Source organism: Stenotrophomonas sp. STEN083, from assembly GCF_056759195.1.
The window spans coordinates 1-15,571 of record NZ_JBRRCU010000050.1; the positions used below are offsets into that span (position 1 = coordinate 1).

Sequence of the window (15,571 nt, forward strand, 5' to 3'; positions counted from 1 at the left end):
CGCCCCTGAGTGGTGGGCGGGTGGTTGATACCCCCCGCCCCCAATTCAGGGGCTATCCCTGTTAAGCGTTGTGGTCACATGGTGCCGGTCCCGATTGGGGCGGGGCACTACGGTGATCTGCAGATGACCATCGGCCCGTGTAACGCACAGCAGGCTTGCCGCATCATGGCCTTCTCAGACAAGCGAGAGGTTGGTGATGCATGTGTTCCGTCCTGCAGTACTGGGGTTGGCCCTGATGGCCGCCATGGGTTTGGCCAATGCGGCGCCGGCGGTGGCTGACGTGGACGCACGCGGGGTGAAGATCAGCGAGGCCGCGTATCCGGGCACCATCCGCCTCGAAGTGGACGCCACCGATCTCGGCCAGCGCGTGTTCAAGGTGCGGCAGACGGTGCCGGTGCAGCCGGGCCTGCAGCGCTTCCATTACCCGGCTTGGTTGCCGGGCAGCCATTCGCCCAGTGGCCAGATCGAAAAGTTGGCCGGGCTGGTGATCAACGCCAACGGCCAGCGCCTGGAATGGGTACGCGACCCGCTCGATGTCTACACCTTCAATGTGCAGGTGCCCGAAGGCGTCACCGAGCTGCGCATGGACTTCCAGTTCCTCAGCCCCACCGATTCGGCGCAGGGCCGCACGGTGATGACGCCGAACATGCTCAACCTGCAGTGGAACGCGATGCTGCTGTATCCGGCCGGTCACGCCGCGCATGCCATCACTTATCAGGCCAGTGCGCGTTACCCGCAGGGTTGGGACGCAGCCAGTGCGTTGACGGTGGCCAGTCGCAACGGCGATACCGTCAACTACGCGCCGACCAATCTGGAAATCCTGATCGACTCGCCGGTGTTCGCCGGCCGTTACCACCGCATGTTCGATCTGGCCCCGGCCGGCACCCGGCCGGTGCGCTTGAACGTGTTTGCTGATCGGGCAAAGGATCTTGAAGCCAAGCCCGAGCACATCGAGCAGCACCGCGCGCTGGTGACGCAGGCACGCAAGCTGTTCGGCGCCGAGCACTACGACCACTACGATTTCCTGTTCGCGGTGACCAACCAGCTTGGCGGCATCGGCCTGGAACACCAGCGCTCCAGCGAGAACAGCGAAGATCGCGATTACTTCAGCGGTTGGGATGCCAAGGTCGGCAGCAGTGATCTGCTCGGCCATGAGTACACCCATTCCTGGGACGGCAAATACCGTCGCCCGGCCGACCTGGCCACGCTGAACTACAACGTGCCGATGCAGGGCAGCCTGCTGTGGGTCTACGAAGGTCAGACCCAGTACTGGGGCAATGTACTGACCGCGCGCGCTGGTATCCGTCCGCTGGACGCCTCGCGTGATGCGCTGGCGATGGTTGCTGCAACCTATGCAGACAATCGCCCCGGCCTGGAGTGGCGTTCGCTGGGCGACACCACCAACGACCCGGTGATCGCCCGTCGCAAACCCAAGCCGTACCGCGGCTACCAGATGAGCGAGGACTACTACCAGGGCGGGCAGATGTTGTGGCTGGAAGCCGACGTGCGCCTGCGCACGCTCAGCGGTGGCAAGCGCAGCCTGGATGATTTCGCCAAGGCCTTCTTCGGCCAGAACGACGGCCAATGGGAACGCCCGGATACCTACACCTACGACGAGGTCGCCGCGACCCTGGAGCAGGTGCAGCCGACCGGTGACTGGTCGCAGTTCCTGCGTGATCGCCTCGAACGCAAAACCGGCCTGGTCGGCGGCATTGAAGCGGCTGGCTGGAAGCTCGTCTACAAGGACAAGCCAAGTGCGTATTTCAAGTCGATGATGAAGGGCCGCGGTGCCAACTTCATCTACTCGCTGGGCGTTTCCTTGAGCCCAGCCGGTTACGTCAATGAGGTGCGTTGGGACAGTGCGGGCTTCAATGCCGGCGTCGGCACTGGCATGCAGGTGCTGGCCGTGAACGATCTGCAATACAGCGCCGACGAGCTGGAAGAAGCGGTGCGAGCAGCCAAGGACAGCAAGCAGCCAGTGCGTCTATTGGTGAAGGAAGTGGATGTCTATCGCACGCTGAGCATCGACTACCACGACGGCCTGCGTTACCCGACGCTGGAGCGGATTGAAGGAAAGCCGGACTACCTGACCCCGATCTTCACCGCCCGCAAGTAAAGCGATGTAGTGCCGAGCCATGCTCGGCAAGGGCTTTACCAGCAAGATCAAAAGCGCCCCTCGTCCGCCCCTACGGGGCACCTCGCTCCGCGCCCCTGCCCCGCGTAGCACGCGGGGCGTACGAACAGTCACGAGCCTTTGGCTCGTAAGCGCCTGTTCTTAACCCCGCAAGCGGGAGAAGGGCTGAAGCCAAAGCAGGCCGCTGTAGTGCCGAGCCATGCTCGGCAGGGGGCTTTACCGGCAAGATCAAAAGCGCCCCTCATCCCAACCCTTCTCCCGCAAGCGGGAGAAGGGCTAAAGCAGTAGCAAAAGCCAAAAGCCAAAAGCCACCTGCGCAGATCAGTTCTTTATCTGCACATCATCGATATACACATTGAGGTCGTACGCGGTATTGGCGTGATACAGCCAGATCGCATCCAGCTTGACGCTGCTGCCGGTGATTGTGCCATTGCCATCCACCCACGCGTTCCATTGCGCCGCGTCACTCAGCGCCCACGACACATACGTCCAGGTGTTGGCTGCGATGGCCTTGCTGGTTGAGCGCTCGGTGCCGTCACTGTCGTCGATGCCAATGCCAACTGTGGTTCCAGTACCACCGCTCCACACCCAGAACCCGACAACACCATTGGCACGCGTCAACGCGGTATTGCTGGCCGGGACACCGCTGCCCGATAACAACCGCACAGCCCAGGCTGCTGTGCTGGCGGTATTGTCCTTCAGCAGTACCCGCAACGAGCAGCTGCCATTCTTCTGCGTGGTGCAATCACGTGTAGCCGTCGAGGCGGTGCTGATGCCGGTGGTGCTGCCCGAGTAACTGGGGCTGGTATCGAAATGACCAACGCTGCTCTCGAAGCGATCCAGATAGGTGATCGCGCCGGTACCGCCACCCGTGCCAGGGTTCAGCAGTCCGTAGTACTTCGACCAGTTCCAGTTGATGCCCGGGTCGGTGTGCGTCTGGCCGCTGTAGTGCTGATGGCCCTTGATCTTGACGCTGGTGGCCAGCACGTTGATGCCACTGCTGGATGCACCGCTATAGGCGCTGGCACAGCTGATCGCGCTGTACGTGGCGCAGAAGTTGCGTACCAGCGCCGCTGAGGCGTCATACATCGCATTGGTGTACCAAGAGCTGTTGTCGACAAAGCCCTCGTGCTCGATGCCAAGGGTGTAGCTGTTCTGGCTGCCCACGTGCCAAGCGGTGTGGGCGTTGCGCACCATCTGCGTTACTTGACCGTCGGAGGAGCGGATCACATAGTGCGCGCTGACCTGCGCCGAGGCGTTCTTGAACCAGGAAATGGTGCCGGCATAGCTGCCCTGGGTGGTGTGGATGGTTACCGCACTGACCGCTGCCGAGCGCGACGCGGAGTAGTTGGAGGATGACGCGGCACTCCAGATGGCCGGGCCATAGTCGGTGCTCTGGATGCTTGCGTCCAGCGATGGGTTGACGGCGGTTTTCCCCGTGGCATTGCTACGCGCCTGCAAGGTCTCGCTGATCGGATCGACCAGGAACGCATCGGTTTCAACCCGGTCCCTGCTTACATCAAGGCGCACCATCGGCGCGCGCAGCGTGACCAGTTGCGGCGCATCAAAGGCCTGCTCCCAGGCGATCGCGCGTTCGGGCACGACGATGCCGCGGTCATTGACGCCTCGGTCCTGCGCCAGCAGTACGTCGTAGGCAAAGCTGGTACGTGCGTAGTCATCGACGGCGCTGCGTGCGGCTACATTCGCGGTGCGGGGTGAGTAGCCTGCATAGCGCATCAGGGCAGGGCGTATCGCCTCGGGCTCGGGTGCGCCGGATGCACCGACGTTGGGATGATCCTGGCGGATCTGCGCGTCCAGCAATGCGGCGGCGGCAAGAATATTGGTGGCTGCGTCGGTACGCACAGCGGTGGTGGATACGCCAAGCAGCTTTGCCGCTTCGCCAACCTGATCCTCGAAGCCACCACCGGCGTACAGGCCCATCACTCCCCAGGATGGTGGCATGCGCAGGTGTGCATCATTCTGGTCGTGCGCGTCGGGCTGCAACGGTGACCAGCGGCTTTGTACATAGGCCAAGGATTCCAGCGTTCCACGCGGAATGCCGGGGTAACGGCGATAGGCCTGCTGGAAGTAGCGCACATACATTGCCCGCAAGGGCAGCATGCGCGCTTCTTCCATCTTCAACTGCATGTCGAGCACCTGCTCGCTATCAGCGACCGGTGCCTTGATCGTGGTTTGGGCAAGTGCTGGAACAACTACGGCACTGGTGATGACGGCAGACAGCAGCACGGCGGTATGACGGTGCATCATCGGTAGGACCCCCAAGCTTGGAACCCCCTGCGTGTGTGGTTCTACCGCAGCAGTTCTGGTCGTGGGTGAAGGCGAGGGTCAATCAGTGATGGGGATCAAGGAGTTGCTGGATGGGTTGCCCGTGGATGTGACCGCAATCCAATGCGAAAGACACCCCTCCCCAACCTTCCCCATGCGTGCGGCAAAGGAAGGGGGCTGATCGTGAAGCCCGACACCTGATGTGTTGCCAGGAAATCTAACTGCTCGATGCCGCGAGGGTTGGTCGCCTGCGCTCCAACCACCAGAGCAGCGAGGCAACCAGCACAAATCCCAACAGCCAAGGCCAGCGCGGGCCCGGGATGGGTAGCGGATTTGAGCGCGCAGCAACACCGGTCAATGCGAACGTCGCATCGCGCATCTGCTGCGCATGCAACGCAACCGCTTTGCCCGGATCCAACAGCAGGATGCTTTCCTGCTGCTCGCCAGCTTCAACACGGTGCCAACCGGCCTCCCGCGGCCACGCTGCAACGCAGTTGTCAGCTGAAGGGTCGGGCAGCAATTCGGTTCGGCTGCCGTCCTCGGCGACCATCTGTACAGGAGCAGGCAAACCGCAAAGACTGATGCGCTCTTCACTCCAGGCCCAGGCGGGCAATTGCAGCGTTGGCGAATCCGGAAGTGATCGGGCTACGCTCGCCAACGCGATGTTCCACAGTTCGGCGTGCACGTCGGCGTGGCCCGAGAGCACCAGCGCATAGCTGTCGGTGATCGGCAGCAGGCCAACCCGGCCCAAGCCAAGTGTGCGCCAGCCGCCAACCGCGCTGCCGTCAGCGGCACGCAACAAGGGCACGACATCGGCGCCGTTCAATTCCAGATTGAATTGTTCTACGGCGAGCGCGGTCTTGTTCTGCTCTGCATCGGTTGCGGTGCGCAGTGTGATCGGCTTGGTCTGATCACCGCCAAGTGCTTCCAGCCCCCACTCGCGCAACGCGCGGCGGGCGTTGCCGTCCAAGCTGCCGCTGGTCCGGACCAGTACGCCCAGCCCACCGCGTACTGCCTCAGTGATCGCAGCACGTTGCGCGGACGACAGGGCAGCAAGGCGGCGCTCATCGAGCAGCAGCAAGTCCAAGCGTGCAAGGCTGGCGGCATCCAGCGCGGCCGGCGCATCGCCCAACTGCAGCCCACCGCCGATCAGCATGCTGGTCTGCAGCTTGGCACCGATATCAGTGGCCCAGCGTTGCAGGTACTTCAACTCAGGGCCCGGGGCGCCGGCCAGCAAGCGTATCGTCGGGGCAGTGCTTGCACGTACGCGGACTGGTACCGGTAGCTGGTCCAGCACCTTGCCGCTGCCGTCGAGCACGCGCAGCGTGAAGCTGACATCGCCGGGATCACGTGCGCTGGCGTTCAGCGCTACGCGGCCTGTCGAATCGGCGTTGGCGATATCCACGCGATGGCCGGCCGGGTCCAGCAGTTCCACGCGTACACCAGGCATGCCTTGCACGCGGCTGTGCACAGTGAAGGCCGCGCCCGGTGCAAGTAGCGCCGGCGCCTGCAACTCCACCAGACCAATCGCTGCCCTGCTGGGCAGGAACCGCAACGGCGGTAGTGCGATATCGCGGTCACGCGCAGGCAGGCCCTGGCCGATGATGACCAGCTCACGTGTGCCCGGATGCTGGCGCAGCGCCGTGGCCAGATCGGGTACTGCTTTCACCGACGCCAATGCAGGTGCTTCAGGCAGGCGCAGGTAGTTCGCCGCTGGTACGGCCGCCAACTCGGCTGCGGTCGCCCCGACTGTCGCGATGACCAAGGTGCCGGCGTGTCCCGGACGCGATGGCGGTTGCAGGGTGAAGTACAGCAGCACGCCGGCCGCGATTTGCAGCAGCAACAACGCTGCAAGACGTGCTGCGCGTGGCCGTGGTGACAGCGCGAAGCGCAGGCTGCCCAGCGCGACGGCCAGTGCGATCAGGACGAGCGGAAGCCAGGGCGTCATCGTGCTGGCTCCTGCGGTGCCGAGAGTGCTTCAAGGTAACGGCGACCACTGGCATCGGCTGCATTGCGGCGTGCGGGTGGGCCTTCAGCGCGACGCAGTGCTGGCCATAGTTGCGCGCGCAGCTCGCTGCGGCATGCCCGGCAATCCGGCTGTTGGCGCAACGCGTCGATCGCGGCAACGACATCCAGCGGATCGGGCACGGCATTGGGGTGTGCGTCGAGCCAGCGCGACAAGGAATCAAGGTCCACGCTGTCGGCGCTGGATGCCAATGCGTGCCATGCGTTGGCGACATCGGCACCACCAGCAGGGCGTGCGCTCAGCTGTACAGCCCGATTGCCAAGACCCTCGCGCTTGCCGGTCATGCGCCGGGCCATGTCGATCGGCGGCAGCTCGCTGCCCACACGTGCCAGGTAAATGCGCTCGGCCTGCTGCACCTGCTTGATGAAGGCGAGCGCCTTGTAGGCGTAGGGCAGGGCTTGATCAGGATGGCCTTGACGCAGGTGACCTTCGGATTGCCACATCTGGTCGAGCGCGGACTTGAGGATGGCGCGGGTCTGCGGATCGAGCAGGGTGGCCGCTTCGGCATGGTCGTGGGTGTGGCCGTACTCGGACAGCACGTCGGTGGCGCTGCCGAATACCGGTGCGCTCGTGGCATCGGTGCCGGTGCTGCTGCCGTGGTCATGGCCATCATCGTCGGCGTGATCGGCATGCGCATCGGCGCTGGCTGCATCGCTGGTTGGCATATCACCGGTCGGCGGTGCTTTCGCGCCACCTTCGGCTTCTTCGCCGAGGAACTGGCCGTAGCGCAGGCGCAGGATGCGCTGGTCCACACCGATGGCATCGGAGCGCTTGATGAAGGTGTCGGCATCCAGGCTGCGACGCTGCTTGAGCAGTGCTTCGGCGTCGATGATGATCTGCCGCTGGCTGCGGAAGTAGGCCGGCATCACCTTCTTGATCGCGCCTTCCAGATCGCTGGCCTGCACCTGCTGCTCGCTGGGCAGGCGCAGGATCAGGCTGGCGCTGCGCGCTTCCTGCGGCTGCGGGCTGCGGTTGTCGCGGACGGTCAGGCGCGCGACAACTTCATCGCCGGGCTCCAGGCCAAGTGCAGCAAGATCGGCGTTGTAGCTGAAACGACGCGCAGTAGCAGGGCCGCTGCCGCTCAGCGTCAGCTGGCGTTGCTGGAAGCTGATGTTCTCGCCGTTGCCTTTTGCCGTGGTGATATCCAGCGTCGCGGCGCCGTTCACGCCGAAATCGTCGCTGGCTTCAAAACGCAGCTGCCACGTGCGCTGGCGCGGTGCGGCTTGATTGAGTGTCTGCGCTGGCTCGATCACTTTGACTTGTGGTGGGCGATCAACCGTCACGTCGAGACGATAAGCGCGGCCGGTAGATGCCATCGCCGGTGCGGTATGGATGCGATACAGGCCCGCACGCTGCAACACCTCGCCGCCGCGCCAGTAGTCGCCATCGCGCTGCAGTGCCAACCGGCGACCATCATGGAACTGCAGCCACGCGTGTTGCGGCTGTGGTGCGAACTGCAGTCGCCACTGCAGACGGCTGCCTTGCAGGGCACGTGTATCGAGCTTGTCGCCGGAGCTTGGTGCCTGGCCGCTGTACGCCGGGGGTGTGACCTGCAGCCAGCTGCCACGCAATGCGGGCGCGCTGTTCGCCGCAACACTGGCAGCCGGGCTTCCATCAGCGGTGTCCGCTGCGTTGGTCGCACTGTGCGGCCACAGCAACGCAGCGCCTGCTATCAGCACAGCGGCAAGCAGGCACAACAGCAATCGCTTCCAGGGCCAGCGAGGACGCAGGTCTGGCAGATTGCTCTGCAGGCGCTGTTCGACACGGCGGCGCTGGCGCTGCTGCAGCGGGTTGAGCGTAGGCGGTGCAGCGAACAGTAGATCGGCGCTGTCCTCGAAGCGCGGATGATCGTTCAGCTGTGCGACCAGCCAGCGCGTATCCAAGCGCCGCGCACGCCAGACCGCGATGCCGGCAACCGCCAGCAAAGCAAGCGTTCCGGCGATGTAGCCGGCATCGAAGCCGAGCATACGTGTGGCAAGCAAGCCGACCGCCAGGGCCAAGGGCAGACCGCCGAACAAGGCAATCAGCAGGGTGCGGCGACGCGCGGCGCGCAGCAGGGTGCGTGCGTTCATACCTGGCCCCGACGGCGCGGCGCACTGGCCAGCCAGCGCTCAAGCAGGAACAGCAGGGCGATTGCCAACAGCAACCAATGGCTCAGCTCGGTTGCAGGCTGTGGATACGGCGTAGCGCCGATTCCCGGCTGCATCGTCGCTGCAGGCGCGCGCCGTGGCGTGGGTGCAGCCTGCAGCACGGCGCGCAGGTCGTTCGGGAAATTCGCGTCAAGCAACACCGGCAGGCTCGCCGGCTGCAAGGGCGCTGCCCAACGCAGCCATTGGCCTAGTGGCGTGCTGATCTGTTCAATGACCAGCACGCCGCTGGCATCGCGCCATAGCGGCGTGCGCTGTGCATCGGCGGGTACCGGCGTGCGGGCATCTACCAGCAAGCGGCCGCCGCGTTGCAGCCATGCGCTTGTATCGGCTGGTAGTGGCGTGGCCGATAGCCAGACGTGCAGCTTGCCGTCATTGCTGAAGGCGACGCTGTCGTCTGCCGTCTCCGGCTTGGTTCCACGCCATGCGCTGGAGACCGCATTGAGATAGCGCAAGCCTTGCTTGCCAGCTTCGTCGTGACGGATCTGCAGTTCAGGCGGGGCAATGGCAACTGGCTTGGCGGTGGCCGCGTTCTGCTCAAGTACTTGCCATTGCACCGCTCGTGAAAGCCTTGGGCGTTGCGCGTCCAGCCCATCGAGTACCGACGGGACAACCACGGTGAGCGTGGCATCGGTTGGCAGCGAGGCATCCAGCTCACGCAACAGGCTGGATACCGGCTGCGGGCCTTGCGGCGCTGCGGCTTTGTCGATGCGCGGGAAGCCCGGCGCCAGCCATAACCACTGCGCGTCGGCGTTACCCACGGCGAGCTGGGCAGCCGCAAGATCAAGACCGGGCACTACAGCGATGCGCGGTTGCGCATTAACTACGCCGGTCAGTGCCGGCCGTGCCAACAGCACCGCCAGCAGTGCAAGCAGCAGCAGGCGCAGCAGCAGCAACGGCCATTCGTCGAAGCGGATGCGTCGGCGCGGGCGCGGCTTGGCCGACAGCCAGCGCAGCGCGGCGAAATCGATGATGCGTTGCTCGCTGCGGCGGGCGAGGTGGATCAGCAGCGGCAGCAATAGTGCTGCCAATGCAAGGAAACCGGCCGGGAACAGCCACAGCAGGCTCATGCACCGCTCCCGGCACGGCGCCCGAACAGGCGCTGCAGGGGCGCGTCGATGGCTTCATCGAGATAGGCGGTGTCATGGCGGATACCGGCGGCCTGCAGCCGTGCATCCAGCACGCGCTGTGCTTCCTTGAAGCGGGGGAGGTATTCGCCGCGCACCGTTGCGCCATCACTGAGCAGCTCATCGCCGGTTTCCGGGTCGCGGAAGCGGTGACCATCGCGGAACGGAAAGTCACGCTCTTCCACCGTCAGCAACTGCAGGTGCACCACATCGCGGCCGGCCTTGGCCAGGCGCTCGGCCAGTTCGACGCCCGCCGCATCGAAGCCGTCGCCGATCATCACCACCAAGTCGTTGCTGGCGATGCGTTCCCACAGCGGTGATAGCCGCTGCTGCGGTGGCCATTGCCCCTTGGCCTGTAGCGCATGCAATTGCAGGTGCAGACGATCGCGCTGGCGCAGTCCGTTGCCTGCGGGCAACAGCTGCACGCCATCGCCGCCAAGTGCGATCAGGCCGAAGGCATCACCTTGCTGCATCGCCAGTTCGGCGACACAGGCGACCAATGCTTTGGCGGCATCCATGCGCCGCCAATCAGGGCGTGCCTGATCGGCTTGCGCCATCGAGGCGCTGGCATCGAGCAGCAGCCATACGGTGATCGGGCTTTCGCGTTCGGACTCGCGCACGAAAAAGCGGTCCGAGCGTGCGTACAGCTTCCAATCAATCTGGCGCAATTCGTCGCCCGGTTCGTAGGCGCGGTACTGCGCAAACTCCAATCCGGCGCCGCGGCTGCGGCTGGCGTGCGCGCCGATGCCACGGCTGCCGCTGGCCCGCTGCGGCCACAGCCGCAGGCTGCGCAGGCGACTGCGCACGTCGGCGGGGATCAGCGGTGGCGTTGGAGCGCTCATGATCTTCTAACGTTGCGAATCAGGCCGGGAACGGCACCGCACGCAGCAGCGCGGCGATCACGTCGTCGGCACTCTTGTGTTCGGCCTCGGCGGCGAACGACAGCAGCAAGCGATGACGCATCACCGGTGCCGCCAACGCCTGCACATCCTCGCGGGTGGCGGCGAAGCGGCCCTGCAGTAGGGCGCGCGCCTTTGCGGCGAGCACCAGTGACTGGCCGGCGCGTGGACCGGCGCCCCATTTGATCCAGTTGTTCACTTCGGCAGGCGCGCCATCGCCAGGGCGGCTGGCGCGGACTAGGCGGGTGATCCAGCTCAGCAGGTCGGGGCTGATATGCACTTCACGAACCGCAGCCTGTAGTGCCTTCACTGCTTCGGCGTCCATCACCTTGGGCACGGCGCCGCTGTGGCTGCCGGTGGTCTGAGCGAGGATGTCGCGTTCTTCGGTTTCGCTCGGGTAGTCGACGCGCACATGCAGCAGGAAGCGGTCGAGCTGGGCTTCCGGTAGCGGATAGGTGCCGGCCTGCTCGATCGGGTTCTGCGTGGCCAGCACGAAGAACGGCGAGGGCAGGGCGTAGGTGGTGCCGGCGTAGCTGACGGTGCGCTCCTGCATCGCTTCCAGCAGCGCGGCCTGGGTCTTGGGCGGGGTGCGGTTGAGTTCGTCGGCCAGCAGCAGGTTGGTGAAGATCGGGCCTTGCTGGAAGCGGAACGCGCGCTTGCCGGTGCCGTGGTCTTCTTCCAGCAGCTCGGTGCCGAGGATGTCGCTGGGCATCAGGTCGGGGGTGAACTGGACGCGCCGGAATTGCAGCTCCAGTGCTTGGCCGAGCGAGCGCACCAGCAAGGTCTTGCCGAGGCCGGGCGCGCCCTCCAACAGGCAGTGGCCGCCGGCCAGCAGGCCGATCAGCAATTGTTCGACAACCTCGTGTTGGCCGACCACGGCCTGTGCCAGCGCGCTGCGCAGCTCGTTCAAGCGCGGCAGTAGTGAATCGAGATCGTGGCTGGGATCGGGGGCAGTCATGCGGTCACCTGTGGGGTCAGTGCGTCAGTGCGTACATCACGATGTTCACGCCGAATTTGGTGTTGTCTTCGGCCAGGAAGCGTTTGTTGCGCCAGTCGTAGTCCCATTCGCAACCGTAGTCCTTGTTGCTGTAGAGCACGCCCAGCCGGCCATCGATCTCGATGCCCTTGAGGTAGTCGTGAACCAGGTCATCGCCCCAGCCGTTGAGCTCGAAGCCAGTGGCGGGTGGGCCCTCGGGAAATTTGAAGAAGCTGTTGTAGACGGCGTGGTTGTTGGGCAGTTTCTTCATCGCGGTGTTGCCGAAGATGCTGCGCATCTGTGCCTCGAAGGAGGTGGCGAACAGGCCGTCGATGTCGTGGTTGCAGTCGTCGACGAAGACAAAGCCGCCGTTGCGTACGTAGCGCTCGAAGTTGCGGCGCTCTTCCGGGTTGAACTCGACCAGCTTGTGCCCGGCCAGGTAGCAGAACGGTGCGGCCAGCATCTTCGGGTCGGACAGTGCGATGACGTGTTCCTTGGGGTCCACGCGCAGCGTTGTGTAGTCGACCAGTGAGGTGATCAGGTTGGACGGCATGCGCGCATCCACGTCCCAGTCACCGGAGTCGTAGCGCAGGCGGGTGAACCAGAAGTCGTAGCGGCTGGCCTGTGCCCGCGCGATGCCCGGCAAGGCGGCGCTCACCGCGCCGCCCAGCAGCAGGTGAAGGAATTGCGCTCGCGTCAGACGGGGTGAGGACAAAGGCGAAAATCTCAGGATGCTGAAAGCCCCTCTCCCGCTTGCGGGAGAGGGGTTGGGGTGAGGGCGCTCTTGAAGCTCGTAGAGCAGGAGCTTCCCCTCATCCGCCCCTTCGGGGCACCTTCTCCCGCAGGCGGGAGAAGGGATAGATCAACTGCAACTGCTCAAAGCCAAAGCTAAAAGCCAAAGATAAAAGCCAAAGCTAAAAGCCCTTACACCGCATCCGACAACGACGTAAACGTAAAGTCACGCAGCTTCATCGGCGGGATCATCATCACAAAGCTCGACTCATCACCAGCCACACGCACCGGCTTGCCCAGCTCATCGATGTTGTTGAGCATGATCACCGGCGATTCGTTGAAGCGGAAATTCTTCACCGGGTGCTTGATCTGGCCGTTCTCGATGTAGAACGTGCCGTCACGGGTCAGGCCAGTCAGCAGCACGGTCTGCGGGTCGACCATGCGGATGTACCAGGTGCGGGTGACCAGGATGCCCTTCTCGGTGCCACGCACCAACTCGGCAATCGACTTGGTGCCGCCGCCCATCAACAGGTTGCCGGCGCTGGCCTTTGCGGTCTTGCCCTGCTTCTGCGCCCAATAGCGCGAGTAATCCAGGTTGGCGATCTTGCCGTCTTCGATGATGGCGATGCGCTCGCGCGGCATGCCTTCGCCATCCCACGGCAGTACCGCCGCATCCGGATGCCACGGGTCAGCGAACAGGTTGACCTTGCTGTCGTAGACCTGCTCGCCCAGCTTGTTGCCGCCGCCTTTCTTGGACAGGAAGCTGCGGCCTTCGTCGGCAGAGCGGGCACTGAAGAAATTCATCATGAAGCTGATCAGGCCAGCAGCGGCCGCCGGCTCCAGGATCACCGTGTACTTGCCCGGCTCCAGCGCCTTGGCTTCGGCCGATTCGGTGGCCTTGCGCTTGGCGATCTCGATGTCCTGGTCGGCCTTGAAGTCGGCGGCATTGGCGAGATTGCGGCCAACCCAACCCGAGCCGCGACCGTCTTCGGTACGCACGGTGCAGGTGTAGTTGAAGTTGGTGGTCTTCTGGTAGCCGAAGTTGCCGTTGCTGTTGGCGATGGCGACAAAACCATTGCCGTCTTCCAGGAAGCCGGCAGCGATCAGGCCGTGGCCGCGGCAGGGGGTGATGGAGTCAGCAGCCACCTGGGCACGGAACTCGGGGGTGATTGCCGCTGTCGATTCGCTGAAGGTCGGGCTTGAGCGGTACTGCTGCTTGCCGATCGCCGGCATGAATTCCGGGTTCTCCGGTGCCAGCTTGGCCAGATCCTCGGCACGGCGCACAACGCGCTCCAGCGAGGCGTCGTCGAACTCGTTGATCGAGGCAGTGCCCACACGCTTGCCAAAGGCAACCTGCACGGCCAGTTCGGCATTGCTGACGATACCGCTGGTGGAGACGTTGTTCAGCGCGAAACGGATGTTGCCGTCGACCGAGCCGGCCAGCGTGGCAGTGCATTCATCGGCCTTGGACAGAGCGATGACCTTGTCCAGGATGGCCTTGGCTTCCTGTTCGGTGAAGATGATCATGGTTCAGAAGCTCCTTGACGATCAGCCGAGGCTGCGCGCGGTATTGATGACGTTGATGCCGTCGAAACGGGCGGTGGACGAGCCGTGCGACACGGCCGAGACCTGACCCGGCTGGCCCTTGCCGTCGAAGAACGAACCGCCCAGGCGGTAGTCGCGTTCGTCGGCGATGGCGCTGCAGGCGTTCCAGAATTCCGGGGTGCGGATCTGGTAGGCCACGTCCTCGAGCATGCGGGTGATCTGGCCGTTCTTGATTTCATAGAACAGCTGGCCACCGAACTGCGCGTTGTAGCGCTGCTGGTCGATGGAGAACGAGCCGTCACCGATGATGTAGATGCCGTTCTCGACGTTCTTGATCATGTCGGCCACCGACAGCGGGGTCTTGCCCGGCGCCAACGACACATTGGCCATGCGCTGGAACTGCACGCTGGACCAGGAGTCGGCATAGCAGCAGCCATCGGACTCGGTCTTGCCGAGGATATGCGCCTGGTCACGGATGGTCTGGTAGTCGACCAGCTTGCCGTCGCTGATCAGCGGCCAGCGCTTGGTCTTCACGCCTTCATCGTCATAGGCAACGGCGCCGAGCGAACCCGGCTGCACCTTGTCGGCGAAGATGTTGACCTTGTCGCTGCCGTACTGGAAGCGCTGCTCGCGCTTGTCCAGCGTGGCGAAACTGGTGCCGGCATAGTTGGCTTCGTAACCGAGCACGCGGTCCAGTTCCAGCGGATGACCGACGGCTTCGTGGATGGTCAGCCAGGTGTGCGACGGATCGAGGATCAGATCGTACTTGCCCGGTTTGACCGACGGTGCCTTCAGCTTTTCCTGGGTCTGCTTGGCGGCGGCGATGGCGTCTTCGCGCATGTCATAGGACTGGCCGTAGACGGTGACGCCGTTGGGCAGCACGGTCTTGCCGGAGGCGTCGCCATCCAGGTATTCGTAGCCCAGGCCCATCGGCGAGGACAGACCGGAACGGGTACGGAACTTGCCGCTGGCCTTGTCGATGGCGGTGACCGTCATCGGTGCCCAGATGCGATGCACGTCCTGGTCGATATAGGAACCATCGGTGGAGGCGAAGTACTTCTGTTCGTTGACCAGGAACAGCATCGAATTGACGAAGCTGGCACCGGCACCGAGCGCTGCGGCGTTCACGCCCAACAGCAGATCGGCCTTGTCCTTGATCGGCACTTCCATCGCGTTCTTCTTGATCGGCGTGCGCCAGCTGACCTCGCCGTAGCCCGGCGCCTTGGCGAACTGCACCGGTGCGGTCTGCACCTTGGCATTGGCCTTGGCGATGGCGGCGGCCTGCTGCGCGGCCTTGACCACCCCAGCCGGGCTCAGGTCATTGGTGGCGGCAAAGCCCCAGGCCCCATTGACGATGACGCGGATGCCGGTACCGGTGGACTCGGTATTCACCACGTTCTGGACCTTGTCCTCGCGGGTGATCACGAACTGACGCAGGTAGCGGCCGATGCGCACATCGCAGTAAGTGGCGCCTGCGGCACGTGCGGCATTGAGTGCGTCATCGGCCAGGCGCTTCTTCAAGGCTGGATCGAGTGCGGTCAACAGTTGTTCGGCGGCGATGGCCTTGCCGAAGAAGGACGGCACCATCAGGCCGCCAGCGGTAAGCCCGGTCAGGGCTAGGAAGTCACGTCTCTGCAAGGCTGCTCTCCACGGGGCAAGGCCCGCAAGGCGGGCGCTACGGCAACAAACGACGGTGGCT

General features: G+C 64.2%; 10 protein-coding genes. 1 reads left to right on the forward strand and 9 read right to left on the reverse strand.

From position 1 onward, the window contains the following. Nucleotides 1-202: 202 nt before the first annotated feature. Nucleotides 203-2,116, forward strand: coding sequence for a M61 family metallopeptidase (locus tag ACVOK8_RS14085; RefSeq protein ID WP_481567371.1), 1,914 nt, complete (start codon nucleotides 203-205; stop codon nucleotides 2,114-2,116). 339 nt (nucleotides 2,117-2,455) lie between these two features. Here ACVOK8_RS14085 and ACVOK8_RS14090 read toward each other — a convergent pair whose 3' ends face one another. The 9 genes from ACVOK8_RS14090 to ACVOK8_RS14130 form a co-directional block, all read right to left on the reverse strand. Further along, nucleotides 2,456-4,402, reverse strand: a complete 1,947-nt coding sequence (locus tag ACVOK8_RS14090; protein WP_481567372.1) for an N-acetylmuramoyl-L-alanine amidase — start codon at nucleotides 4,400-4,402, stop codon at nucleotides 2,456-2,458. Nucleotides 4,403-4,637: 235 nt separating this feature from the next. Continuing rightward, complete coding sequence (locus ACVOK8_RS14095; protein ID WP_481567373.1) at nucleotides 4,638-6,368, reverse strand: carboxypeptidase regulatory-like domain-containing protein; 1,731 nt, start codon at nucleotides 6,366-6,368, stop codon at nucleotides 4,638-4,640. After that, the gene (locus tag ACVOK8_RS14100) at nucleotides 6,365-8,518 is read right to left on the reverse strand and encodes a hypothetical protein (protein ID WP_481567374.1); all 2,154 of its coding nucleotides are present in this window, start codon (nucleotides 8,516-8,518) and stop codon (nucleotides 6,365-6,367) included. Before ACVOK8_RS14100 ends, ACVOK8_RS14095 begins: the two co-directional genes overlap by 4 nt. Then, complete coding sequence (locus ACVOK8_RS14105) at nucleotides 8,515-9,663, reverse strand: BatA domain-containing protein (protein WP_481567375.1); 1,149 nt, start codon at nucleotides 9,661-9,663, stop codon at nucleotides 8,515-8,517. The genes ACVOK8_RS14100 and ACVOK8_RS14105 overlap by 4 nt, the downstream gene beginning before the upstream one ends. After that, nucleotides 9,660-10,562, reverse strand: a complete 903-nt coding sequence (locus ACVOK8_RS14110; protein ID WP_481567376.1) for a DUF58 domain-containing protein — start codon at nucleotides 10,560-10,562, stop codon at nucleotides 9,660-9,662. Before ACVOK8_RS14110 ends, ACVOK8_RS14105 begins: the two co-directional genes overlap by 4 nt. A gap of 19 nt (nucleotides 10,563-10,581) precedes the next feature. After that, nucleotides 10,582-11,577 (reverse strand): AAA family ATPase, encoded by a 996-nt coding sequence (locus tag ACVOK8_RS14115; RefSeq protein WP_481567377.1) that lies wholly within the window; start codon nucleotides 11,575-11,577, stop codon nucleotides 10,582-10,584. Nucleotides 11,578-11,593: 16 nt separating this feature from the next. Further along, complete coding sequence (locus tag ACVOK8_RS14120; protein WP_481567393.1) at nucleotides 11,594-12,328, reverse strand: DUF4159 domain-containing protein; 735 nt, start codon at nucleotides 12,326-12,328, stop codon at nucleotides 11,594-11,596. 191 nt (nucleotides 12,329-12,519) lie between these two features. Further along, nucleotides 12,520-13,854 carry a TldD/PmbA family protein gene (locus ACVOK8_RS14125; RefSeq protein WP_481531021.1) on the reverse strand — a complete coding sequence of 445 codons (1,335 nt, stop codon included), beginning with the start codon at nucleotides 13,852-13,854 and terminating at the stop codon, nucleotides 12,520-12,522. A gap of 21 nt (nucleotides 13,855-13,875) precedes the next feature. Next, nucleotides 13,876-15,510, reverse strand: coding sequence for a TldD/PmbA family protein (locus tag ACVOK8_RS14130; protein WP_481567378.1), 1,635 nt, complete (start codon nucleotides 15,508-15,510; stop codon nucleotides 13,876-13,878). Nucleotides 15,511-15,571: the final 61 nt, after the last annotated feature.

Coding starts and splice junctions, on each gene's coding strand:
- ACVOK8_RS14090 (WP_481567372.1), bottom strand. CDS start 4,402: ATGATGCACCGTCATACCGCCGTGCTGCTGTCTGCCGTCATCACCAGT.
- ACVOK8_RS14095 (WP_481567373.1), bottom strand. CDS start 6,368: ATGACGCCCTGGCTTCCGCTCGTCCTGATCGCACTGGCCGTCGCGCTG.
- ACVOK8_RS14100 (WP_481567374.1), bottom strand. CDS start 8,518: ATGAACGCACGCACCCTGCTGCGCGCCGCGCGTCGCCGCACCCTGCTG.
- ACVOK8_RS14105 (WP_481567375.1), bottom strand. CDS start 9,663: ATGAGCCTGCTGTGGCTGTTCCCGGCCGGTTTCCTTGCATTGGCAGCA.
- ACVOK8_RS14110 (WP_481567376.1), bottom strand. CDS start 10,562: ATGAGCGCTCCAACGCCACCGCTGATCCCCGCCGACGTGCGCAGTCGC.
- ACVOK8_RS14115 (WP_481567377.1), bottom strand. CDS start 11,577: ATGACTGCCCCCGATCCCAGCCACGATCTCGATTCACTACTGCCGCGC.
- ACVOK8_RS14125 (WP_481531021.1), bottom strand. CDS start 13,854: ATGATCATCTTCACCGAACAGGAAGCCAAGGCCATCCTGGACAAGGTC.